Genomic DNA, 22,531 nt, shown 5'->3' on the forward strand with positions numbered 1-22,531 from the left:
GTTGCTCGTCGGGTGTCGAGGCCTAGGGAAGCGCCCGTCGTACGGCCGAGAGCCGCCCGGCGACGGAACCGTCGATGATCTCGTCACCGACGCGGATCACCATGCCGCCGAGGACCGCTTGGTCGACCTGGACGTGGACCGCCATCTCCCGTCCGTAGATCTCGGCGAGCTTGCCCTCGAGTGCGGCCCGCTGCTCGGTGGTGAGTTCCGTGGCACTGGTGACCACGGCCACCGACTGTCCCTGGAGTTCGGCCGCCTGCCTGGACAGCGCGTCCAGATCGTCGGCGGGCATGGCGTCCGGCCGGGCGATCGCCTGCCCGGCGAGCGCCTCGGTGACCGCGGTCACCTTGCCGTAGAGGACATGACCGAGGAGTGCGCGCTTGGACTCCGTGGTGGTCGTGCGGTCGGACAGAGCCTGCTCGAACTCCGCGTCGCCCGCGACGATGCGGCCCAATCTGAACAGTTCGTCCTCGACCGTCCCGAGCTGACCCTGCTCCCGGGCCGAGAGCAGGAGCGCTTCCCGGCCGAGGGTGACGAGGCCCTCACGGAGATCCCGCGGGGTGGACCAGGACAGTGCGACCGCAGCAAGCACGACCGCGAGGGTCGACTCGTCGATCTTCCAGCCGAACACCGAACGGGCGAGGTCCTCGCGGGCCTCGACCGGTGCGGACGAGTCCGCGACGGCGACACGCAGGGAGCGGTCACCCTCCAGGACGTCGACGACCCGGAAGAGCTCGGCACCGACCTTGGCGCCCGTGGCGCCCCCGGCCGGGTTCGCGGAGAGCGTGGACTGCAGGACCGACCGGGACTGCTCGAGGGCGTCGCGGCTTGCTGCGTGCATAGTCTGCTTCTTCCTTACTTCTGGCCCGCCCCGGCGACCTTGTCCAGGTCGGCGAGGAAACGGTCGATGGTGCCCGAACGGCGGACCGGATCGGACAGCTGCTCACCCATGAGCCGCTCGGCGAGCTCGACCGACTGGCGTCCGAGGTCGCCACGGAGCTCCGTGACGATCTGCTGACGCTGCGCGGCGAGCTGCTGCTGCCCGGCGGCGACGATGCGGTCGCTCTCGGCCTGGGCCTCCGCCTTCATGTCGGCGAGGATCTGCTGCCCCTGCGCACGCGCGTCGTCGCGGATCTTCGCGGCTTCGCCACGCGCCTCGGCGAGCTGGGCGTTGTACTTGTTCAGGGCCGCCTTCGCCTCGGCCTGTGCGGCCTCCGCCTTCTCGATGCCGCCCTCGATGCGCTGGGTGCGCTCGTCCAGGACCCGCTTGAACATCGGGAGGACGAACTTCCAGAACACGAACAGGACGACAGCGAACGGGATCAGCGACCAGACGATGTCGTACAGCGCCGGCGAGAGGACGTTGGGCGTCTCCTCCAGCGGGAGCCCCTCGGTCTCGCTCGCGGCGAGAATGTGGATCGGATTCATGTCGTTGACCTTCGCCAGCCGGCGATCAGAAAATGAAGCCGGTGACGATACCGATGAGCGCCAGGGCCTCGGTGAAGGCGATGCCCAGGAACATCGTGGTGCGCAGCTGGCCGGCCATCTCGGGCTGGCGGGCCATGCCCTCGATCGCCTTGCCGACGACGATGCCGATGCCGATGCCGGGGCCGATCGCGGCGAGGCCGTAGCCGATGGCGCCGTAACCGCGGGCGGTCGTCTCGGTTGCCTGGGCGAGAGTGACGATATCCATGTGGGTTTCCGTTCCCTTTCAGATGGCCGGTGCGGGATGTCCGCACTCGGTCGTCGGTGTGGTCTGGGTGTCCCGGCGCTCGCGGCGCCGGAAGTCTTTTAGTGACTGTCGGCGTGCAACGACAGGTCGATGTACACCGCGGTGAGCAGCGCGAAGATGTACGCCTGCAGGAAGATCACCAGCAGCTCGAAGAACGTGAACGCCACCGACACGATGATGGTCACGAGGCTGACCGCGGTCCACCCGTTGAACTGCCAGAAGAAGAAGTTCGTGGCGGAGAACAGCAGCACGATCATGATGTGCCCGGCCAGCATGTTGGCCATCAGACGGATGGTCAGCGTGGCCGGCCGCAGGATGAAGGTCGACACGAACTCGATCGGCACGACCAGCAGGTGCAGCGCCGGGGGAAGGTTCGGCACGACGACCGACTTGCCCACGAAGGAGAAGAAGCCGTACTTCTTGGCTCCCGCATAGATGAAGACCACATACGCGACCGCGGCCATGACCAGCGGCATGCCGATCCGCGCGTTGGGCGAGATGTTGAAGCCCGGGATCACGGCGGGCAGGTTCATGAACAGCGTGAGGAAGAAGATCGTCGCGATGACCGGGAGGAACCGGTCACCGTCCTTCTTCCCGATGATCTCGTCCGAGATGTTGTTCTTGACGAAGTCCAGCGCGATCTCGCCGACGTTCTGCAGTCCGCGCGGCACGACGGCCGACCGGCGCATCGCCAGGTAGAACAGCACCGCGACGACGGCCGCCGCGATCAGCCGGATGATCATCAGCCGGTCCAGAGCGAACGGAGTCCCCTCGAAGAGCACGGCCGGCGGGAAGAAGTCATTTAGTGACGGCGGATGGAACTCGCCCTTGAATGCCAGCAGTGACGTGCTCAGCGCTCTCTCCCCTGTTCGGGCCGCCTGCAGAGACGGTGGTCATGTCCAGTGTTTCGTTCCGACCTGCGGAACCCGGGAGGGCCCGGGGATTCTCGCGGCGTGTACCGCCGCGCCCTTTTCCGGTTTCCCTCCGCAGAGCATCGTAGCAAAGGCCATCCCCTGCGGACCCCTGGGGGCACCTCACGCCGTTATCAGCTCCACATCTTTCCGAAACCAGTCCGTGACCGATCGGGAGTGCCGGAAAATCCCAGCTCAGGGCTCCACGTACGGGGCGCGCGTGCGCAGAATGGCCACCGTCTCCGACGCGAGGACCACGACCATGGCCACGACGATGGTCGTGGCGAACGCGGGCTTGGAGTAGAAGTCGAGCGGCTTGAGAGCCGCGACGACCCCGATCGCCACAATGAGCTTGAGGAGCCACGTTCCCAACAGGACGGCTCCGGTCACCTGGGGTGAGGTTCGGGCCGTGGCGATCACCACCACCGCGGTGAGGAGGACGAACACGCCACCGATCGCGGCCCCGAGCAGGGCGCCCCACAGGCCGGAGCGACCATCCACCGCCCACCACAGCCCTGCGCTGATCACCATGAGCACGGCGAGCGCGGCGGCGCCGAGGGTCACCGCCCTGCGTAGTCCGATGGTGTGGGCGCTCTCGACCTGGTGTCCGGGGGCGTCGTGTCCGGGGGTGTCGTCCATACCCCGCAGCCTAGTCGCCCGGGGATCGGGGCCCGTCGGCCGTCCGGTGCTTCCCGCGCGAACTGCGGAGGCGAGGGACGAGGGTCGCCGCCAGGACGGAGAGGAGACCGGCCGCGATCGCGGGGACGATCACCTCGGTGGGCAGCATCGTCGCCCCGACGGCCCCGAACGCGATGAGGGAGACCCACGCGTAGATGACCAGCGCGACCCTCCGGTGGGAGTGCCCCAGCGCGAGCAGCCGGTGGTGCAGGTGCATCTTGTCGGGTGCGAAGGGGCTACGGCCGGCCCCGACCCGCCGCACCACCGCCATGACCAGGTCGAGCATCGGCACGAACATCGCGGCCGCGACCACGATCACCGGCGAGAGCAGGACGATCATGTCCTGGGGCCCGTACAGGCTCTGCGAGATCTTCCCGGAGGCGCTCGTCGAGGCCGCGGCGAGGACCAGTCCGATCAGCATGGACCCGGAGTCGCCCATGAAGATCCGGGCGGGTTGGAAATTGTGGGGCAGGAACCCGATGAGCGCCCCGGCCAGGACCGCGGTGACCAGTGCCGGCGGGTAGGCCCCGACGGTCCCGCCCTGGTCCAGCATGATGCCCACGGAGAACACGCAGATCGCCGTGGCCGCGATGGCCCCGAGTCCGGCGGCGAGCCCGTCGAGTCCGTCCACGAAGTTCATCGCGTTGACGATCGTCAGTGTGAACACGACCGTGAGCAGTCCGGCCTGGAGCTGGTCGAGGACGAGGATGTTGCCGTCCCCGAAGGGGATGTACAGCAGCGTCCACGACACGCCCATCGCGACCAGGACCCCGGCCGCGGCGGCCTGGCCCGCGAGTTTGGTGACGGCCCCGAGCCCGAGGATGTCGTCCACGATCCCCACCAGCACGATCACCCCGCCGGCGACGATGGTGGCCTCCACGTCGGGGGCGAAGGGCGGGAAGGCCCGGTTCAGGGCCGGCAGCTGCGCGGCGAGGTAGACGGCGATGAGCATCCCGGTGAAGATGCCCACCCCGCCGAGCCGGGGGGTGGGGACCTGGTGCACGTCCCGCTCCCGCGGGTAGGCGAGCCCGCCGATCGCGGGTGCCACTCCCCTGACCAGACCGGTGACGACGAAGGTGACCAGTCCGGCGGTGACCGCGATGAGCAGCAGCTCCCGGAACGGGACCCCGGCACCCATGGTTCAGCCGTGCAGGACCGCGGGGTCGACGCCGAGGACCTCTCCCACGCGCTCGGCGGTCACCGCGCCCTCGCGGACGATGCGCGGACCGGGCCCGGTGAGGTCGACGATCGTCGAGGGCTGGCCGATCGCACACGGGCCGCCGTCGAGGTACACGGCCACCGAGTCGCCGAGCTGCTCCCGGGCCTGGGCCACGGTGGTGGCCGGCGGTTGACCGGAGACGTTGGCACTGGACACCGCGAGCGGGCCGACCTCGCGCAGGAGTTCGATGGCGACGGGGTGCAGCGGCATCCGGAGCATGACCGTGCCGCGGGTCTGGCCGAGGTCCCAGCCCAGGGACGGTGCCTGGTGCACGATGAGACTCAAGCCCCCCGGCCAGAAGGCGCGGATGAGGTCGCGGGCGGCGGCCGGGGTGCTCACGACGAGGCCGTCGATGGTCTCCCACGAGCCGACCAGGACCGGCACCGGCATGTCCGGGCCACGGCGCTTGGCGGACAGCAGCGAGACCACCGCGTCCGGGTCGAAGGCATCGGCGGCGATGCCGTAGAGCGTGTCGGTGGGGGTCACGACCAGCCGGCCCGAGCGCAGGGCGCCGGCAGCGGAACTGAGACCGACCTCGCGGCCGGTGTCCTCGGTGCAGTCGTAGGTGATGGTCACCGGGTGGTCCCCTTCCGGACTGTCGTGTCGACCTTGTCGTCGTCGTCGTTGTCGTCGTCGTCGCCGTTGTCGTCGTCGTGGTCGTCGTCGTGTGTGTCGTCGTGGCCCGCGTCGAGTCGCGTCGCGGTGACGAATCGCGGTCGGCCGGCGAGGTCGGTGTGCTGCTCCACGGTACCGAAGCCCCCCTGCGCGGCCACGACCGCGGCGACCGCGGCGCCGGTGGTGTCGTCGTGCTCGACGGCGAGGTGCCCTCCCGGGACGAGGAGGGCGGCGGCCACGCCGACGAGGGGGGTGACGACGACGAGGCCGTCCCGTCCCCCGAACAGCGCCGTCGCCGGCTCGTGCGCGAGGACGTCGGCGGGGAGATCATCGGTGACCGGGATGTACGGGGGGTTGGACACCACAGCGGCGGCGCTGCCCCGCAGGTGCGAGAAGACGTCGGCGTCGGTGGCGTCGGCGTGGTGGACCTCGATCGGGGTGTCCCCGGCGGCGGCGCGCTCGGCGGCGTTGCGGCGCAGCCACTCCAGCGCGGCCTCGTACAGTTCGACGGCGTGGACGCGGGCGTCGGGCCGGGCGTGGGCGATCTCCAACGCGAGGGTGCCGCTGCCGGCGCAGAGGTCCACCACGACCGGGCCGGGGCCGGGGCCCGGTGCGGGCAGGGCCGCGAGCGTCGACTCGACCAGCAACTCGGTCTCCGGTCGCGGGATGAACACCCCCGGCCCGACGGCCAACTCGAGCCGTCCGGAGACCGCGCGGCCGAGCAGGTACTGCAGGGGGGTCCGGTCGCGGGCGCGGGCGGCGACGATCCGCTCGACCTCGCTCACCGCGGCGGCGTCGAGGTCGTCGGCGAGCATGAGCCGGGTGCGGTCGATGCCGAGCACGTGCGCACAGATGAGCTGGGCCTCGACGTGCGCGGAGTCGACGCCCGCCGCACCGAGCGCCTGCGCGGCCGAGCGCACGACCCCGGTCACCCCGGCCGGGCGCGGGTTCATGGACTAGGCCTCTTCCATTCGTCGCCGCCGTTCCTCGGTGGCGAGGGCGTCGAGCACCGCGTCGAGGTCCCCGTCGAGCACCGCGTCGAGGTTGTGCGCCTTGAAACCCACCCGGTGGTCGGCGATGCGGTTCTCCGGGAAGTTGTAGGTGCGGATGCGCTCCGACCGGTCGACGGTGCGGACCTGGGTGGCCCGGCCTTCAGACGCCTCGGCGTTGGCGGCCTCCTCGGCGGCGGCCTGGAGTCGCGCCGCGAGCACCTGTAGCGCGCGTTGCTTGTTCTGCAGCTGACTGCGTTCGTTCTGACACGTGACGACCGTGCCGGTGGGCAGGTGGGTGATCCGCACCGCGGAGTCGGTGGTGTTGACGCCCTGCCCGCCCTTGCCGGATGAGCGGTAGACGTCGATGCGCAGGTCGGACTCGTCGATCTCGACCGGACCCACGTCCTCGGGCTCCGGGTAGACGAACACGCCCGCGGCCGAGGTGTGGACCCGGCCCTGGGACTCGGTGACCGGCACCCGCTGGACCCGGTGCACCCCGCCCTCGAACTTGAGGCGGGACCACACCCCGTCGCGAGACGGCTGGCGAGCCCGGATGGAGAAGGTCGCGTCCTTGTACCCGCCGAGGTCGGACTCCGTGAGGCCGAGGACCTCGATCACCCATCCGTGTTTCTCGGCGTACCGCGTGTACATGCGGGCGAGGTCGGCGGCGAACAGTGCGGACTCCTCGCCGCCCTCCCCCGACTTGATCTCCATGACCACGTCGTCCGGATCGTGTGGGTCGCGGGGCGCCAGCAGGTCGGCCAGGCGAGTCTCGAGCTCGGCCGCCTCAGCCTCCAGCTCCTCGGCCTCCCCGGCGAACGAGGAATCGTCGCCGGCGAGCTCCCGCGCCGCGGCGGCGTCCTCGCGCGTGGACACCAGCGCACGGTGACACTGCACGATCGGGGTGAGCTCGGCGAAGCGTTTGCCCACCCGGCGGGCGGCGGTGGCGTCCTCGTGCAGAGCGGGGTCGGACAACTGCGTCTCGAGGCCCCCGTACTCGGCCAGGACGTCGTCGATCGAGGACGGCGACCGTCCCTCGCTCCCGGTCACTCCTCGTCCTGCGGCAGGGTGGGCGTCGTCTTGGCCACCTGCAGCAGGAATTCGTAGTTGTTGTTGGTCTTGCGCAACTGCGACATGAGCAGGTCGATGGCCTGGTGGGAGTCCAGCCCCGAGAGCACGCGGCGCAACTTGTGCATGATCCCGGCTTCCTCGGGGGTCATGAGCAGCTCTTCCTTGCGCGTCCCCGAGGGTCCCACGTCGACCGCGGGGAACACCCGCCGCTCGGCGATGCGACGGTCCAGTTTGAGCTCGGCGTTGCCGGTGCCCTTGAACTCCTCGAAGATCACCGTGTCGCCGGCCGAGCCGGTCTCCACCATCGCGGTGGAGATGATCGTCAGCGATCCACCGTTCTCGATGTTGCGCGCCGCGCCGAGGAACCGCTTGGGCGGGTACAGGGCCGTGGAGTCGACGCCGCCGGACAGGATGCGACCCGAGGCGGGCGAGGAGTTGTTGTAGGCGCGGCCGAGTCGCGTGATGGAGTCGAGGAGGACGACGACGTCCTGCCCCATCTCCACCAGACGCTTGGCCCGCTCGATCGCGAGCTCCGCGACCTGGGTGTGGTCCGACGGCGGACGGTCGAAGGTCGAGGCGATGACCTCGCCCTTCACCGAACGCTGCATGTCGGTGACCTCCTCCGGCCGCTCGTCGACGAGGACGACCATGAGGTGGCACTCCGGGTTGTTGACCGCGATCGAGTTGGCGATGTTCTGCAGGATCGTGGTCTTACCGGCCTTGGGCGGGGAGACGATCAGCGCGCGCTGCCCCTTGCCGATCGGCATGATCAGGTCGATCACGCGGGTCGAGATGATGTTCTTCTCGGTCTCGAGGCGCAGTCGCTGGTTGGGGTACAGCGGGGTGAGCTTCGCGAAGTCCGGGCGATTGCGGACCTGGTCAACCGGGCCACCGTTGACGGTGTCGATGCGGACCAGCGGGTTGAACTTCTGACGGTTCTTGCCGCCACCCTGGCCCCCGCCGCCACCCTGGCCCCCGCCGCCGCCTTGGCCGCCGCCCTGGCCGTCGTTCTGGCCGTCGCGGGGCATCTTCACCGCGCCGGTGATCGCGTCACCGCGACGCAGGCCGTGACGACGGATCATGTTCATGGAGACGTAGACGTCGTTGGGTCCCGCCAGGTAGCCGGACGTGCGGACGAACGCGTAGTTGTCCAGCACGTCGAGGATGCCCGCGACCGGCTGCAGGACGTCGTCGTCCCGCACCTCCGTCTCACCCTCGGCCGGGCGCCCCCCGCCGCGATTGCGCTCGCGGCGCCGGCGGCTGCGACGGCCGCGGCCCCCTCCGTCGTCATCACGGTTCTGACCGTCACCGCGGGGGCCGTTGTCGCCGCCGCCCTGGTCGGACTGGTCGTTGCGTCCGCCCTGCTGATCGCGGTTGCCGCCCTGGTTGCCCTGGTCGTTGCGGCCGCCCTGCTGATCGCGGTTGCGGCCGCCCTGCTGATCCCGGTTCTGCTGGTTGCGCCCCTGACGCTGCCCGCCACCGCGGTTGCCGTCCTCGCGACTGGAGCGGTCCCCCTGGCGACCGGAGTCGGAGTCATCCGACCCGCCCCGGGGGTTCTCCGCACCGCCCCCGGCCCTGTCGCCACGATCCCGTCGGCCGGACTCGGTCGGCGGGGCGGGCGCCCCGCTCCGTGCAGACGCCTCGTCTCGTGCAGACGCCTCATCGCGGTCCGGCGTCTTCTCCGGAGCCGACTCGGCCTTCGCCGCAGGCTCGTCGGCCACCGCGGGTTCGGTTTTCGGGGCGGGCGCGGTCTTCGGGGCGGGCTCACGGGCCGGCGCGGGCCTGCCACCCCGGGCGCCCTCGATCATCGCGACGAGGTCGCCCTTGCGCTTACCCGACAGGCCTTTGAGGCCCATCTGCTGGGCCAGCGACTTGAGGTCGTTGAGGCGCATCGCCGACAGCGAGGCACCCTGTGCTGGCGTGGAAGTGGTGTCCGTCGAGGTCACGGGGATCCTTTCTGGGCCCGGGGCCGGGGCGGTGTACGCCGCCTCGCATCGAGCAGGTGTCCGGGAAGCGGACTCGGCGTCCCGGGGTGGCCGCTGGGGCCTTCCGTGGCGGCAACGTGGCCGGACACGGATCTTTCGTCTGAGGGGGATCCTCGTGAGGGGAGAACCGCTCGATAGTGGGGATCCCTGTACGCCACTCGCCGATCGGCCTGTCCCACCGAGTCCGATCCACACCACACCGACCTGGTGCGGAGGGTGCTGCGAGGATTGACTCGGAATGCTGGGACGACCGGGCGCCCGTGGCTGGGTGCAAGCATACTACTCTGTGGCCGATCGCGCGCAGGTCCCCCTTCCGCGAGTCGCGACTGGCGGTCACCGCGTCGGATGCGGGCGGTAACGTACAGCACACGACAAGGGCCACACGACCTCGGAGGTGACCGTGCTCGGAACGATGCTGGACACGCCACTGCTCGTGTCCCGGATCCTCGAGCACGCGGCGGAACGACACGGTGGGTCCACTGTCACCGGATTCGTCGGCGACCTGGAACCCCGTCCGGTGCGATACGACGTGCTGGCCTCCCGCGCGGCCGCCACCGCGCACGCCCTCGCCGGGCTCGGGGTACGACCCGGCGATGTGGTGGGCATCCTGTCCGGCAGCCGCACCGAGGTCGTCGAGGCGATGTTCGCCCTCCCCGCGATGGGCGCGGTCGCCCTCCCGGTGAACGTCCTCCGATCAGTGGAGTTCATGGTCTCCGTCCTGAGCGACAACCGGGTCGGAGTCGTCCTCGTGGACCCCGTACTGCTGCCCGCGGTCCTCCCGGTGGCCGCACAGGTCGAGTCGCTGCGCCACCTCGTCGTCGTCGACAGTCGGATACCCACCGACTGCGGTGACATCGGCGCGGAGGTCCACGCCCTCGAGGCCCTCCTCGACGGCCAGCCCACCACCTACCCGTGGCCCGACCTCGACGAACGCTCCGCCGCCGCGATCGCCTACACCTCCGGCACCACGGGCGCCTCCAAGGGCGTGGCCTACACCCACAGGTCCATCTGGCTCCACTCGATGCAGATGTCCATGGCCGAGAGCGCCGCCCTGCGCAGTGGCGACACCGTCCTGACGACCGTCCCGATGTATCACGTCATGTCCTGGGGACTGCCGTACGCCGCCTTCATGACCGGCGCCGGCCTCATCACCGCCCGGCCCCGCCCGGGTCGGGTGATCAACACTGGGCACGACATGGCCGACCTCCTCCGCGAGTTCCGGCCGAACAAGATGGCCACCACGCCGGCGACCCTCCAACGACTCCTCCGGCGGCTGGAGACCCACCCGCAGCCGATCGGCCATCTCAGCGAGGTCCTCGTCGGCGGATCACCCGTCCCCGAGGCCCTGTTCGACGCGTTCGTCGAGCGTCACGGGGTCACGATCATGCAGGCCTACGGACTCACCGAGTCCAGCCCCATCGCGACGTTCGCGCGACCGGACCCCCACTCCTCCGCGACCCGGCGACGCGCACAGATGCTCGGTCAGGGACGGTTCCCCGCCGGAGTGAAGGCACGCATCGTGGACGGCGGCCGGGTCCAGCACAACAACGGGTGGTCCGTCGGCGAACTCCAGATCCGCGGCCCGTGGGTGACGGCCCGCTACCTCGGCGACGAGGCCTCCGATCGCTTCGTCGACGGATGGCTACGCACCGGGGACGTGGCCAGCATCTCCCCCAAGGGCTACCTCGACGTGGTGGACCGGGTCGACGACATCATCGCCTCCGGCGGTGAACTGATCTCGACGGTCGAACTCGAACACGCGGTCCTGCTCGACGACCGGGTCGCAGAGGTGGCCGTGGTCGGTGTCCCGGACGAACGCTGGGGCAACCGGCCGCTCGTCCTGGTCCAGCTCAAGACCGGGGCGACCGCGTCCGCCCGCGCCCTCTGGGAGGGTCTCGAGGGCGTCGTGGAGAACTGGAAGCGCCCGGATCACTGGGCTTTCGTCGACCACATCCCGCAGACCACGGTCGGAAAGTTCGACAAGATCAGGATCCGGGCGCGCCACGCCGCGGGCGACTACGAGATCACGACGATCGCCCCGGAGGCGTCCGACTGAATCCCTCCGACGGGGTCTCGAAGGGACGCTCTACCGATCGGACGGGGCGTCGCCCGACCGGGTGTCAGTCTCCGGCCACGACCCGGGCACCGTCCGCGATCTGCAGGTCCAGCACCGTCCATCCCTGCGCCTCGGCATCGGCGCGCAGGTCGGTCGGCAACCCGTCGGTGCCCAACACCAGCACGGTCGGGCCGGCGCCGGAGACCGTCGCCGCGAGACCCCGCTCACGCAGTCTGGTGACCCACTCGGTGGTGCCGACCAGGGCCGGGGCCCGGTAGGACTGGTGGAGCCGATCCTCGGTCGCGGCCAGCAGGAACTCCGGATGGGCCGCGAGCGCGACCGACATCAGCGCGGCGCGGCTCGCGTTGAAGGCCGCGTCCTCGTGCGGGACGGTGGCCGGGAGCAGGCCGCGGGTCTGCGCGGTCGACGACGTCTCGGACGGCACCAGAACGGTGGCGACGATCGAGGGATCCACCTCCATGCGGACCGCACGGTAGTGCACGCCGGTCGCCGAGCGCTCCGTCCACGACACCACGACCCCGCCGAGGACACTGGCCGCCGCGTTGTCCGGGTGGCCCTCGAACTCGCTCGAGAGCTGGACCAGGTGGTCGTTCGTCAGCACCCCGCCCATCAGACCGTTCGCCGCGACCAGTCCGCCGACCGCGGCGGACGCCGACGACCCGAGACCGCGGGAGTGCGGGATCGCGTTCCGGCAGGAGATCCGTACGCCCGGCACACCCACGCCACCGGCACGCAGCCCGGCCTCGACGGCCTTGGCCACCAGGTGCGAGGCGTCCTCGGGAACCTGACCGGCGCCCTCCCCCGACACCTCCAACTCGAGGCCGGAGTCGATCGTGGTCACCGTGATCGTGTCGTACAGCCCCAGGGCCACCCCGAGAGCGTCGAAACCCGGCCCGAGGTTCGCGCTGGACGCCGGTACCTCGATCGTGACCGTGCGCCCGACCGGCAGGATGTGCCCACCCGAGCTGCCGAAGACCTCCGGGCCGGGACCGCTCACCTCGCTCACTGCAGGCCGAGGGCGCCGGCGACGGCCGACGGATCCACCGGGATGGCCTCGACCTCGGGCATCCCCAGTAGGGCGGTGTCGGGGTCCTTGAGTCCGTTGCCGGTCACGGTGCACACGATGGTCTGTCCCGCCTCCAGCTCACCGCCCGCGTGCGCGTCGAGCAACCCCGCCACCGAGGCCGCGGAGGCGGGCTCGACATAGACGGCATCCTTGCCGGCGACCATGCGGTACGCCTCGAGGATCTGCTCGTCGGTGCGCTTGCGGAACGTCCCCCCGGACTCGTCGCGGGCGGTCACCGCGCCGTCCCACGACGCCGGGGAGCCGATCCGGATGGCGGTGGCGATGGTCTCGGGGTTCTTGACCGGGGCGCCGTCGACCAGCGGTGCGGCGCCGGCGGCCTGCACACCCATCATCCGCGGGCGGGACGAGATGATCCCATCGGCGTGGTACTCGGTGTAACCCTTCCAGTACGCGGTGATGTTGCCCGCGTTGCCGACGGGCAGGAAGTGCAGGTCGGGGGCGCGCCCGAGAACATCGACGATCTCGAACGCCGCCGTCTTCTGTCCCTCGATCCGGACCGGGTTGACCGAGTTGACCAACCCGATCTCGGCGTAGGTGGCGGTGGTCTTGCGGGCCAACTCCAGGCAGTCGTCGAAGTTGCCGTCGACCTGGATGATGGTGGCCCCGTGCATCACGGCCTGGGCGAGCTTGCCGGCGGCGATCTTGCCCTGCGGGATGAGCACGGCGCACTCCATCCCGGCACGGGTGGCATAGGCGGCCGCCGATGCGGACGTGTTGCCAGTCGACGCGCAGAGGACGGCCTTCTGGCCGCGAGCCTTGGCATCCGTCACCGCCATCGTCATGCCCCGGTCCTTGAAGGATCCGGTCGGGTTGAGGCCCTCGACCTTGAGGTACACCTCGCAACCCGTCACGGCGGACAGGTGGGTCGCGCGAATGAGCGGGGTCCCGCCCTCGTAGAGCGTCACCGGCTCCCAGTCGTCCCCGATCGGGAGTCGGTCGCGGTAGGCCTCGATGAGGCCGGGCCACCGGCTGTGCACGGGCTGGTGGGTGTTGCTCATTCGGTGTCCACTCCCTCGAGACGGATGACGCTGGTGATGGCCGTGACGGCGTCCTGATCCGACAGTGCTGCCACGGTGTCGGAGAGCGCGCGCTCCGACGCCCGGTGGGTCAGGACGGTGAGCTCCGCGGAGGGCTCGACATCGTCGAGCTCGGTCTCCGGCAGTTCGACCTCGGTCTGTCGCACCTGTGCGATGGAGACGCCGTGCCGCGAGAACTCGGCGGCGACGAGGGCGAGCACGCCCGGCTTGTCGGCGACCCGCATGCGCACGTGATAGCGCGTCGAGATCTCGTCCATGGAGGCGACCGGAAGATCGGCGTACGTCGACTCCCCCGGGGCGCGACCCGCACCGACCTTGTTGCGGGCGGCGGCGACCATGTCGCCCAGGACCGCGGAGGCGGTCGGGGAACCTCCCGCACCCTGACCGTAGAACATGAGTCGACCGGCGGCCTCCGCCTCGACGACGACGGCGTTGAACGCCCCGTTCACCGTGGCGAGCGGGTGGGTGTTGGGCAGCAGCGCCGGGTACACGCGCGCCGACACGGCCTCGGACCCGTCCGACTGGGTGAGCTTCTCGCAGATGGCGAGCAGCTTGATGGTGCAGTCCATGTCGCGGGCCGACTCGAAGTCGTCCGGCGAGATCCGCGAGATGCCCTCGCGGTAGACATCCCCGGCGGTGACGCGGCTGTGGAACGCGATCGACGCGAGGATGGCGGCCTTGGCGGCCGCGTCATACCCCTCGACATCGGCCGTGGGGTCGGCCTCGGCGTACCCGAGACGGGAGGCCTCCGCGAGGGTCTCCGAGTAGTCGGCCCCGGTCGAACCCATCTCCGACAGGATGTAGTTGGTGGTGCCGTTGACGATCCCCAGCACGCGCTCCACCTGGTCGCCGGCCATCGATCGGCGCAGCGGGCCGATCACCGGGATAGCACCGGCCACGGCCGCCTCGAAGTACAGATCGGTGTGCGTGGAGTCGGCCACCGCCGCCAGTTCGTCCGTGTACTCCGCGAGCAGCGCCTTGTTGGCCGTCACCACGGCCTTGCCGTGGCGCAGCGCCTCGAGGAGGAGCGGACGCGGCACGTCGATGCCGCCCATGAGCTCGACGACGACGTCGACGTCGTCGCGCGCGACCAACGACGACGGGTCCGCGGTGAGCAGGTCCGGATCGAGCCCGCGATCCTTTGTGAGATCGCGCACCGCCACGCCGCGGAGGGCCAGGGGCGCGCCGATGCGGGCCGCTAGTGCGTCGGCGTTCTCGGTCATGTAGCGGATGACCTCGGATCCGACGGTGCCCATCCCGAGCACCGCCACCCCCACGGGTCGCACGCCTGACGCGCTTGCGTCGCTCACTGTCCCACCTCCAGGCTCGTCAGATCGTCCAGGGTCTCACGGCGCAGCACCAATCGTGCCCGCCCGTCGCGCACCGCCACCACGGCGGGTCGCCCGATCATGTTGTATCGGCTCGACATGGAGTAGCAGTATGCGCCCGTGGCCGCGACGGCCACCAGGTCACCGCCACCCACGTCCTCCGGCATCCACAGGTCGCGCACCACCACGTCGCCGCTTTCGCAGTGTTTGCCGACCAGCCTGGACACCACTGGCTCGGCGTCTGACGAGCGTCCCACCAGCCGGGCGTCGTAGACGGCGTCGTACAGGGCCGTGCGGATGTTGTCACTCATCCCGCCGTCGACACTGATGTAGCGCCGGTTCTCCCCGCCCGCGAGCTCGACGTCCTTGACCACGCCCACCTCGTACAGCGTGACCGTGCCCGGGCCGGCGATGGCACGACCGGGCTCGACGACCAGCGTCGGAGGGACGAGGCCGGCATCCCGGGCGAAACCCTCGACGATCTCCCGCAGGGACGCCGCCAACTGGGCCACCGGCGGCGGATCGTCCGATGAGACGTAGCTGATGCCGAGACCGCCGCCGAGATCGAGGTGGTCGAGCTGAGCTGTCCGCTCGGCGCCGAACTCGTCGACGATCTCGCGCAGCAGTCCGATCACCCGTCGCGCCGCGAGTTCGAACCCGTCGATGTCGAAGATCTGGGACCCGATGTGACTGTGCAGCCCGGTCAGCCGGATGTTCGGCGCGTCGAACACCGCGCGGACGGCCTGCATCGCCGCACCGCCCGCGAGCGAGAAGCCGAACTTCTGGTCCTCGTGGGCGGTCGCGATGAACTCGTGGGTGTGGGCCTCGACGCCGACCGTGACCCGGATGAACACGTCCTGGACGACGCCCTCCTCACCGGCGATCCGGTCGAGGATCTCGATCTCCGACATCGCGTCGATCACGACGTGGGCGACGCCACTGCGGACGGCCAGGCGCAGCTCGTCCGCTGACTTGTTGTTTCCGTGGACGGTGATCCGTTCGGGCGGGAACCCGGCCCTCAGCGCGATCGCGAGCTCGCCGCCCGAGGCGACGTCCAGCCCCAGCCCCTCCTCGGCGACCCAGCGAGCAGTCTCCGTGGTCAGGAACGCCTTGGATGCGTAGTGCACGCGGTCCGCCCCGCCGAACGCTTCCGCCATCTCGCGGCACCGGGAGCGGAAATCGTCCTCGTCGATCACGAACAGTGGCGTACCGAACTCCGCGGCGAGCTCGCTCGCGGTGACACCCGCGAACTCCACCACTCCGTCGTCGCGCCGGTCGGCACCGCGTGGCCACACGGAGGGCGCCAGTGCCATGACGTCGTTCGCGTCGGCGGGCCGCTCACCGATCCCCGGCGCGTGCGGGACCTCGTGCCGGGCCCCGGCGGGGTGGGCGCTCACATCTTCTCCGGTGCGCTGACGCCGATCAGGCGGAGGCCGTTCGCGAGGGTCTGCCGGGTGGCCGTACTCAACGCGAACCGGGCGGCGTGCAGCGGGCCCGGCTCCTCGTCACCCATCGGCAGCACACGACAGGTGTCGTAGAAGCGGTGATACGCGGCGGCCAACTCCTCGACGTAGCGCGCGATGCGGTGGGGCTCGCGCAGGTCCGCGGCGCTGGCGACGACCCGGGGGAACTCACCGATGGTGCGGATGAGCGCACCCTCCCGGACCTCGGTGAGCAGCGCCAGGTCCGCGCCCTCGGGGGTGACCCCCAGATCGGCGGCGTTGCGCGCCAGGGAGCAGAGACGGGCGTGCGCGTACTGCACGTAGAAGACGGGGTTGTCGTTCGTCGCCGACGTCCACAGCGCCAGGTCGATGTCCATCGTCTGGTCGACCGAGGACCGGATCAGCGCGTACCGCGCGGCATCGACGCCGATGGCGTCGACGAGGTCGTCGAGCGTGATGACGGTTCCCGCCCGCTTGCTCATCTTGACCGGGGCGCCGTCCCTGACGAGGTTGACCATCTGACCGATGAGCACCTCGATCGTCGCCGGGTCATCGCCCAGGGCCGCTGCGGCGGCCTTGAGCCGGGCGATGTACCCGTGGTGGTCGGCTCCCAGCATGTAGATGCACAGGTCGAAGCCGCGTTCGCGCTTGTCCAGGAAGTAGGCGATGTCGCCGGCGATGTAGGCGGCGTCGCCGTCGGACTTGAGCACGACCCGGTCCTTGTCGTCACCGAACGCGGTGGACCGGAGCCACCAGGCGCCCTCGGACTCGTAGAGGTTCCCGTTGCCCTTGAGCGTCTCGATCGCGCGGTCCACCGCACCGGAGGTGAACATCGAGTTCTCGTGGGTGTAGACGTCGAAGACGGTTCCGAACTCGGCCAGCGAGTTCTTGATGTGGCTGAACATCAGGTCCACGCCGAACGCTCGGAACGTCTCGAGGGCCTCGGACTCCGGCTGCTCCAGCACGTCCGGGTGCTCGGCGACCACGTTCGACGCGATGTCCTGGATGTACGCCCCCGCGTAGCCGTCCTCGGGGGTCGCCTCGCCGCGAGCAGCCGCGGCCAGCGAACGGCTGAAGCGGTCGATCTGCGCACCGTGGTCGTTGAAGTAGTACTCACGCGTGACCGCTGCGCCGGAGGCCTCGAGCACACGACCGAGGGCGTCACCGACCGCCGCCCAGCGTGTTCCGCCCAGGTGAATGGGCCCGGTAGGGTTCGCGGAGACGAACTCCAGGTTCACCCGGCGGCCGGCCATCGCGCCCCCGTTGCCGTACTCCTCGCCCGCGGAGAGCACGGTGGCAACGAGCGAGCCCTGGGCCCCGGAATCGAGACGGATGTTGAGGAACCCCGGTCCGGCGATCTCGGCCGAGGCCACGCCCGGGTCGGCCACCAGCGCGGTCGCGAGATCCTGCGCCAACTCGCGAGGGGCCGACCCCACCTTCTTGGCCAGTTGGAGAGCGATGTTCGTCGCGTAGTCCCCGTGCTCGGGGTTGCGCGGCCGCTCCACCGTCACCGACTCCGGAACGACCGACGTGTCGGCCCCGCGGTCGGCGAGAACGGAGATGAGGGCGGCGCGGATGACGGCGGCGAGATCGGCGGGAGTCACGTCTTCCTATCCTAGGTGTCGGCACGTCGCGGGGGGAATCGGACGTCTGTCCGGGCGACCCGTCCGAGCCCCGACGGGCCCGATGCGGCCCTGCCTGACCGCCGGTGCTACGATCAGTCTCGCTGTTCGAGCGATCCCCGCCAGTGCGGGGTGTCCGCTGGAGCGGCCTCCGGCCCGTGAGGGTCGGTATCCCGCCCTCGTAGCTCAGGGGATAGAGCGTTGGTTTCCGGTACCAAAGGTCAGGGGTTCGATTCCCTTCGGGGGCACAAGCAAGACGAGAAGGGCCCGGGCGGTTGCCCGGGCCCTTCTCGTCTCTCCCGCTCCGCGTCAGGTGGGCCGGGTGATTCCGTCCACCTCACCGATGCGGTCGACGACTCGCTCGTAGATGTCGGTGAGTGCGAGTACCTCGTGCTCGGAGAGCACGTCGATGAACAACTCCCGGACCTTCTCGACGTGCTTGGGGGCCACTGACGCGATCGCCTGGGCGCCCGCCTCGGTGAGGGTGACGACGGTCCCGCGACCGTCCTCCGCGCATTCTCCCTTGGCCACCAGGCCGCGCCCCTCCATACGCCGGACCTGGTGAGAGACCCGGCTGCGGTCCCAGCCGAGTGCGGCGCCGAGTTCCCTCGCCCGGAGTCCCCGGTTGTCGGCCTCACTGAGGCTCACCAGAACCGAGTAATCGGATTGAGACATCGAGGCGTCCCGCTGGAGTTGGCGCTCCATGGCGAGTTCGAGCAGTTGGTTCACATCGCGGTACCGGCGCCACATGCGCTGCTCTTCATCGCTCAACCAGCGTGTCTCCGTCATGGGGCTATTACAGCACGACGACCCACTCGGCATTCCTCCACCACCGCTCCGGGGCGCCCGCCGCCGTCAACGGCGTTCACTCGCGATCGGCGCCAGACCTCTGCATGACGTGGGTGTGTGCGCCCCCGATGCCCGCGAACCGGGCGCGGTCGCACGTGAGCACGATGACCTGTGACGTCGCCGCAGCCGCGGCGATGACCGCTCCCATGGTGAGTCGGCGAGAGGGATCCGTATAACCCATGGTGTCGTCGAGGAAAACGGGGACGCCGTCGTCACCGACGAGTCGCGCACAGGCGATCCGGACGATCACCGCCAACTGCTCCCTGGCGCCCCCGGACAGCGATTCGTAGTCGACGGTCACATCCCCGACCCGCCTGGACAGGATGGTCAGATCCTCGCCGAGCCTGACGTCGAAGTCACGCCCGTACACGAGGGAACCGAGTTCGACGACCGCCCTGTGGAACGGGGCCTGGTACGCGAGCAGAGCCTCCGATCGACGCGCCGCGAGTGTGCGGTGGAGCAGGTCCGCCGCACGGGCTCGGCGCCACAGCGCGGCGTTCTCCCTCTCCGCCGCCTCGAGTTCGCGCTCGGCGGAAGCGACCCCCTCGAGCCGGCCCTGGTCGCCGATCGCGTTGACCCGGCCCATCGACGTGGCGACGGCAGCAGCCGATTCGCGTTCCTCGGCGGCCAGTGAGGACAGTGAGGCCCGGGCGTTGTCCAGCAGACCGGGCGGCGCGTCGGCGAGCGCCTCGTCCAATTCCGCCTTCGCCTCCCGTGCCTTCCCACGGGCGGTCTCTGCCCGGAGGCGCGCCTCCCCCGCCCTCTCCTCGAGGCTGAGGTCCGGGGCGGCGTCACGCGCGGCCGACAGCGCCTCCCCGCACTCACTGTGCCGGCCGGCTGCCTCGTCTGCCAGTGCGATACGGGTCGCGTACTCGGTGCGGAGTGTTTCGGCCTCGGCGGATGCGGCGCGATCCTCCGCCCTGCAGCGGACGACCGATTCCTCCGCGGCGGCGTACTCGGTCTCCGGATCGCCCTCCCCCTCCGCGACGGCCCCGCCTTCCCGCCCCTCCGCGACCTGGCCGGACGGCACGGTCCCGGCCGGGACCCGTGAGCGCAGGTCGTCCCGCCTCGCGGTGAGATCATCCGCCGTCTCGCCGCCGAGGAGGTCCGATCGCCGTCGACGCAGTGCCTCGATCTCGGCACGCAGGGCGCCCGCCCGCCGGGAGCGTTCCTCCGCCTCCGTGGGGTTCTCCACACCGAGCTCCGCGAGAAGGTGGTCCAGCCGGAGGCGAGCGGACTGCTCGTCCCGTCGGACGGAGTCCGTGTCACCCGCGGGGACGACAGTCAGCGAGACCGTCCCGATCTCGAAGACGGTGTCCTCCACGATCTCGTGCGTCCACCCCGCAGAGGCGTCGAGTCCCTCCCCTCCGACCCGGAACTCGCCCTCACCGGTGATCTCCACCCGGGGAGCACTGGCTGCGGACCGGATGACGGCCTCCCGCAGCGTCTCGTCCGCGCGGCGGATGGCGTCGACCGAGTCATCGGCGACGTCGACCGCGGCGAGCTCCGCCTCCTTGCGGCGCAGCTCGTCCCCCACCTCTGTCAGGATCCCGAGGAGTCGTTCCAGGTGCTCGAGGTCCGCACGCCTGCGGTCGCCCTCCTCGACCGCGCGTGCGGCATCGAGGCGGGTGCGGGCCCGGATCACTCGCTTCTCCGCCGCCTCCAGTTCGGCCCTCGCCCGACGGGCCCGCTGCTGGGCGGGTTCCAGCCTCTCGGCCGCGGTGGCGGCGGCCGCCCGCAGATCGGTCTCCCTCCGCTGTTCGGTCATCGCCCTGTCGATGAGTTCCCGACGCTCTCGTTGCTCGCGCAGCGCGGCGTCATGCGCGGCCACCGCCCGGTCGACCTCGGCATCGGCGGATGCGCTGACCCCTCTGAGGTCCGCGACTGCCCGGCCCGCGGCCTCGAGACGCCCGACTTCCTTCTCGAGCGTGGCGAGCGAGTCGAGTCGCGCGCGATGGACGGCGGACCGGGCTTCGTGGTCCGCGACCGCCGCGTCGAGTTCCGAGTGCCGGGCCCGTGCCTCGGACAGCGCGGCCCGCGCCTCGATGAGCCGGGACTCCGACCGCGCCAGGTCGCCGGTCGGCTCGCCCCGCCGCGCAGTGAGATAGCGATTGCGTTCCTCGGCGACGCGCTCGACCAGCGAGTCGTCGCCGGTCGGGTCCTCACCGCCCGCCGCGGCGTCCAACGCGCGGCGGAGAGAGTCCATACCCTTGGCCGCGTCGACCTGGCCCAGAGGTTCGTCCTGGGCTATGCGCAGGGCGCGCCACAGTGACCTGTCGACCTGACGGTCCAACAGGTCGCGGACGAAGTCGTGGGCGTCGTCTCCCGCCATCGCCGTGCGTGCCGAACCCGGGAACTCGAGGGAGGTGCGTTTGCCGCGGACGAACTCCTTGCGGTAGCGCATCCGTTCGCCGTCGACGGAGAACTCGGCCTCCACCACCACGGGAACGTCCCTGCCGACAGGGCTGGCGGCCTTGATCTCGGCACGCCCGGACGAGGCCTTGTGCTCGAGAAGCATCTCCAGGGCGTCCATGAGGCTGGTCTTCCCCGACTCGTTGGGGCCCTCGATCACCAGCACCCCACGCGGGGGCAGGTCGACCTCCTCGCGCACCACCCCGCGGAAGTCCTCGATCGTCAACCGGTGCAGGATCATCGCGTTCCCCCGTCCACGAGCCGGTACAGCAAGCTCAGGGCGTGCCCGGCGTCCTCGGCGTCCACCCCGCCGGTGGCCGCCATGTCGACGAGGTCCGCGACCGCGCGGCCCGCGTACCCGTCCACGAGATCCGTGAAGTCCGAGTCCTCCGCGCGGACCACGAGGTGGGTGCGTGACTGGCGCAGAAACGCGGAGGCGAACACCGCGTCCCAGGTCTCCAGGAGCGCATCGATCCGCGCGCGCAGGGCCACCCCGACGGTGCCGGTCAGCCCGAGTTTCAACACGGTGCGCGGCTTGTCCTGCACCGCCTCGATCCGCTCGGCGAGGGAGTCGAGGTCCCCGTCCGTATCGATCTCCGCGTCCACCGCCAGGAAGGACCACCGGCCCGTCGCCAGCGGGGTGACCTCGCACGCTCGCCTCTCGCCCGACGGATCTCTCCCACCGAGCTCGACCAGCAGGACGTTGCCGGAGTCCTTCTCCACGTCGTTGAAGTCCGTGGTCTCCGGACTCCCCGAGAACCAGATGCGCCCGCCGGAGCCCACGCGGGTGACCGAGTGCCTGTCCCCGAGCGCCACGTAGTCCAGGCGGCGGGACTCGGTCGCCTCCTCGAGCGAAGCCACGGCGATCGCCTCGACCGACGGGGAGTGCCCGCCGTAGATCTCGTCGGTACCCCCGTGCGCCACGAGGACCCGCACGGAGTCAGTGGGTTCGAGAGACGCCAGAAGCGCCGGTAACCGCGATGGGTCCGGGCGCTTGGACGTCCACGGGACGCCGACCACCTCGACGCCGGGGACGACCTCGACCGGGCCCGAACCGTCGAGGACCACGACGGCCCCGCCCTCGAGCGCCGGGGAGAAGTCCCTGCACCGGAACACCGAGGACACGTCCAGTGGGTCGTGGTTGCCCGGCAGCACCAGCACCGGCACCGGGAACGCGGACAGGGCCTCGACCGCGCGGAGTACCACCGACCGGGGCACCGCGTTGTCCTCGAACACGTCGCCCGCGACCACCACGAACTGTGCCCCGTGTCGCTCCGCCAACCCACCGAGTGCCTCCACGGCCGCGAGCCTGTCCGCCGTGAAGACGGCCTGGGACTCGTCTCCGAGGAACCGCCGGGTCATACCGAGCTGCCAATCGGCTGAGTGGAGGAATCGGATGGCGTCGCCGTCCCGTGGGTTGGTCATGGCCGCATCGTAGGACGCGGGTCCGACAGGCTACGCATCGGCGGCCCGC

Annotated in this window: 19 protein-coding genes and 1 tRNA gene; 2 read left to right on the forward strand and 18 right to left on the reverse strand. The window is 70.5% G+C overall.

The genetic code is table 11. The annotated features are described in order from the left end of the window. Positions 1-22: 22 nt before the first annotated feature. The 10 genes from G6R20_RS07055 to rho all read right to left on the reverse strand — a co-directional run bounded on the left by G6R20_RS07055 (position 23) and on the right by rho (position 9,164). Positions 23-841, reverse strand: a complete 819-nt coding sequence (locus G6R20_RS07055; RefSeq protein ID WP_069389645.1) for a F0F1 ATP synthase subunit delta — start codon at positions 839-841, stop codon at positions 23-25. A 14-nt stretch (positions 842-855) separates the two neighbouring features. After that, on the reverse strand, positions 856-1,428 hold the full coding sequence (locus G6R20_RS07060; RefSeq protein ID WP_096905256.1) for a F0F1 ATP synthase subunit B: 573 nt from the start codon (positions 1,426-1,428) through the stop codon (positions 856-858). A 25-nt stretch (positions 1,429-1,453) separates the two neighbouring features. Further along, positions 1,454-1,693 (reverse strand): ATP synthase F0 subunit C, encoded by a 240-nt coding sequence (locus tag G6R20_RS07065; protein WP_067718337.1) that lies wholly within the window; start codon positions 1,691-1,693, stop codon positions 1,454-1,456. A gap of 98 nt (positions 1,694-1,791) precedes the next feature. Next, positions 1,792-2,475: a F0F1 ATP synthase subunit A gene (atpB, locus tag G6R20_RS07070; protein ID WP_235027792.1), complete on the reverse strand. Its 684-nt coding sequence runs from the start codon at positions 2,473-2,475 to the stop codon at positions 1,792-1,794. 363 nt (positions 2,476-2,838) lie between these two features. Then, entirely contained in the window at positions 2,839-3,282 is a 444-nt protein-coding gene (locus G6R20_RS07075; RefSeq protein WP_067718342.1) for a hypothetical protein, read from the reverse strand. 10 nt (positions 3,283-3,292) lie between these two features. Continuing rightward, the gene (locus G6R20_RS07080; protein ID WP_067718345.1) at positions 3,293-4,459 is read right to left on the reverse strand and encodes an MraY family glycosyltransferase; all 1,167 of its coding nucleotides are present in this window, start codon (positions 4,457-4,459) and stop codon (positions 3,293-3,295) included. A 3-nt stretch (positions 4,460-4,462) separates the two neighbouring features. Next, positions 4,463-5,116 carry an L-threonylcarbamoyladenylate synthase gene (locus tag G6R20_RS07085; RefSeq protein ID WP_159148354.1) on the reverse strand — a complete coding sequence of 218 codons (654 nt, stop codon included), beginning with the start codon at positions 5,114-5,116 and terminating at the stop codon, positions 4,463-4,465. Further along, positions 5,113-6,108, reverse strand: coding sequence for a peptide chain release factor N(5)-glutamine methyltransferase (prmC, locus tag G6R20_RS07090; protein WP_163375939.1), 996 nt, complete (start codon positions 6,106-6,108; stop codon positions 5,113-5,115). The genes G6R20_RS07085 and prmC overlap by 4 nt, the downstream gene beginning before the upstream one ends. 3 nt (positions 6,109-6,111) lie before the next feature. Then, complete coding sequence (gene prfA / locus G6R20_RS07095; RefSeq protein ID WP_163375940.1) at positions 6,112-7,197, reverse strand: peptide chain release factor 1; 1,086 nt, start codon at positions 7,195-7,197, stop codon at positions 6,112-6,114. Then, entirely contained in the window at positions 7,194-9,164 is a 1,971-nt protein-coding gene (gene rho, locus G6R20_RS07100; protein ID WP_163375941.1) for a transcription termination factor Rho, read from the reverse strand. Before rho ends, prfA begins: the two co-directional genes overlap by 4 nt. 433 nt (positions 9,165-9,597) lie before the next feature. Between rho and G6R20_RS07105 the strand changes: the two genes are divergently transcribed. Beyond that, positions 9,598-11,259, forward strand: coding sequence for an AMP-binding protein (locus G6R20_RS07105; protein ID WP_240341314.1), 1,662 nt, complete (start codon positions 9,598-9,600; stop codon positions 11,257-11,259). Between the two features lie 64 nt (positions 11,260-11,323). Here the strand turns inward: G6R20_RS07105 and thrB are convergent, their stop codons facing one another. Genes thrB through argS form a run of 5 tightly spaced genes read right to left on the reverse strand, consistent with a single transcriptional unit; the run spans position 11,324 to position 17,778 of the window. Then, positions 11,324-12,286: a homoserine kinase gene (gene thrB, locus G6R20_RS07110; RefSeq protein WP_096905249.1), complete on the reverse strand. Its 963-nt coding sequence runs from the start codon at positions 12,284-12,286 to the stop codon at positions 11,324-11,326. Continuing rightward, complete coding sequence (thrC, locus tag G6R20_RS07115; protein ID WP_069389615.1) at positions 12,283-13,365, reverse strand: threonine synthase; 1,083 nt, start codon at positions 13,363-13,365, stop codon at positions 12,283-12,285. Before thrC ends, thrB begins: the two co-directional genes overlap by 4 nt. After that, complete coding sequence (locus G6R20_RS07120; RefSeq protein ID WP_163375942.1) at positions 13,362-14,714, reverse strand: homoserine dehydrogenase; 1,353 nt, start codon at positions 14,712-14,714, stop codon at positions 13,362-13,364. The genes thrC and G6R20_RS07120 overlap by 4 nt, the downstream gene beginning before the upstream one ends. After that, the gene (lysA, locus tag G6R20_RS07125) at positions 14,711-16,129 is read right to left on the reverse strand and encodes a diaminopimelate decarboxylase (protein WP_067718365.1); all 1,419 of its coding nucleotides are present in this window, start codon (positions 16,127-16,129) and stop codon (positions 14,711-14,713) included. The genes G6R20_RS07120 and lysA overlap by 4 nt, the downstream gene beginning before the upstream one ends. After that, positions 16,126-17,778 (reverse strand): arginine--tRNA ligase, encoded by a 1,653-nt coding sequence (gene argS, locus G6R20_RS07130; protein ID WP_163375943.1) that lies wholly within the window; start codon positions 17,776-17,778, stop codon positions 16,126-16,128. The genes lysA and argS overlap by 4 nt, the downstream gene beginning before the upstream one ends. A 193-nt stretch (positions 17,779-17,971) precedes the next feature. Between argS and G6R20_RS07135 the strand changes: the two genes are divergently transcribed. Continuing rightward, a tRNA-Arg gene (locus tag G6R20_RS07135) sits at positions 17,972-18,044 on the forward strand. 61 nt (positions 18,045-18,105) lie between these two features. On the opposite strand, the gene G6R20_RS07140 is transcribed toward G6R20_RS07135, so the two are convergent. From G6R20_RS07140 to G6R20_RS07150, 3 genes are all read right to left on the reverse strand, one after another. Next, a complete protein-coding gene (locus G6R20_RS07140; protein WP_227022013.1) occupies positions 18,106-18,585 on the reverse strand; it encodes a MarR family transcriptional regulator in 480 nt (159 codons plus the stop codon). 76 nt (positions 18,586-18,661) lie between these two features. Next, the gene (locus tag G6R20_RS07145) at positions 18,662-21,298 is read right to left on the reverse strand and encodes an AAA family ATPase (protein WP_163375944.1); all 2,637 of its coding nucleotides are present in this window, start codon (positions 21,296-21,298) and stop codon (positions 18,662-18,664) included. Continuing rightward, positions 21,295-22,482 (reverse strand): metallophosphoesterase, encoded by a 1,188-nt coding sequence (locus G6R20_RS07150; RefSeq protein ID WP_119191787.1) that lies wholly within the window; start codon positions 22,480-22,482, stop codon positions 21,295-21,297. Before G6R20_RS07150 ends, G6R20_RS07145 begins: the two co-directional genes overlap by 4 nt. Between the last annotated feature and the right edge of the window lie 49 nt (positions 22,483-22,531).

Origin of the sequence: Dietzia sp. Alg238-R159 (assembly GCF_900537145.1) — a bacterium.
In the GTDB taxonomy this organism is placed as follows: Bacteria; Actinomycetota; Actinomycetes; order Mycobacteriales; family Mycobacteriaceae; genus Dietzia; species Dietzia kunjamensis.

What these genes read in the sequence shown, in the direction of transcription:
- G6R20_RS07055 (WP_069389645.1), bottom strand. Translation starts at nt 841, where the DNA reads ATGCACGCAGCAAGCCGCGACGCCCTCGAGCAGTCCCGGTCGGTCCTG.
- G6R20_RS07060 (WP_096905256.1), bottom strand. Translation starts at nt 1,428, where the DNA reads ATGAATCCGATCCACATTCTCGCCGCGAGCGAGACCGAGGGGCTCCCG.
- G6R20_RS07065 (WP_067718337.1), bottom strand. Translation starts at nt 1,693, where the DNA reads ATGGATATCGTCACTCTCGCCCAGGCAACCGAGACGACCGCCCGCGGT.
- atpB (WP_235027792.1), bottom strand. Translation starts at nt 2,475, where the DNA reads ATGATCATCCGGCTGATCGCGGCGGCCGTCGTCGCGGTGCTGTTCTAC.
- G6R20_RS07075 (WP_067718342.1), bottom strand. Translation starts at nt 3,282, where the DNA reads ATGGACGACACCCCCGGACACGACGCCCCCGGACACCAGGTCGAGAGC.
- G6R20_RS07080 (WP_067718345.1), bottom strand. Translation starts at nt 4,459, where the DNA reads ATGGGTGCCGGGGTCCCGTTCCGGGAGCTGCTGCTCATCGCGGTCACC.
- prmC (WP_163375939.1), bottom strand. Translation starts at nt 6,108, where the DNA reads ATGAACCCGCGCCCGGCCGGGGTGACCGGGGTCGTGCGCTCGGCCGCG.
- thrC (WP_069389615.1), bottom strand. Translation starts at nt 13,365, where the DNA reads ATGAGCAACACCCACCAGCCCGTGCACAGCCGGTGGCCCGGCCTCATC.
- G6R20_RS07140 (WP_227022013.1), bottom strand. Translation starts at nt 18,585, where the DNA reads ATGACGGAGACACGCTGGTTGAGCGATGAAGAGCAGCGCATGTGGCGC.
- G6R20_RS07145 (WP_163375944.1), bottom strand. Translation starts at nt 21,298, where the DNA reads ATGATCCTGCACCGGTTGACGATCGAGGACTTCCGCGGGGTGGTGCGC.
- G6R20_RS07150 (WP_119191787.1), bottom strand. Translation starts at nt 22,482, where the DNA reads ATGACCAACCCACGGGACGGCGACGCCATCCGATTCCTCCACTCAGCC.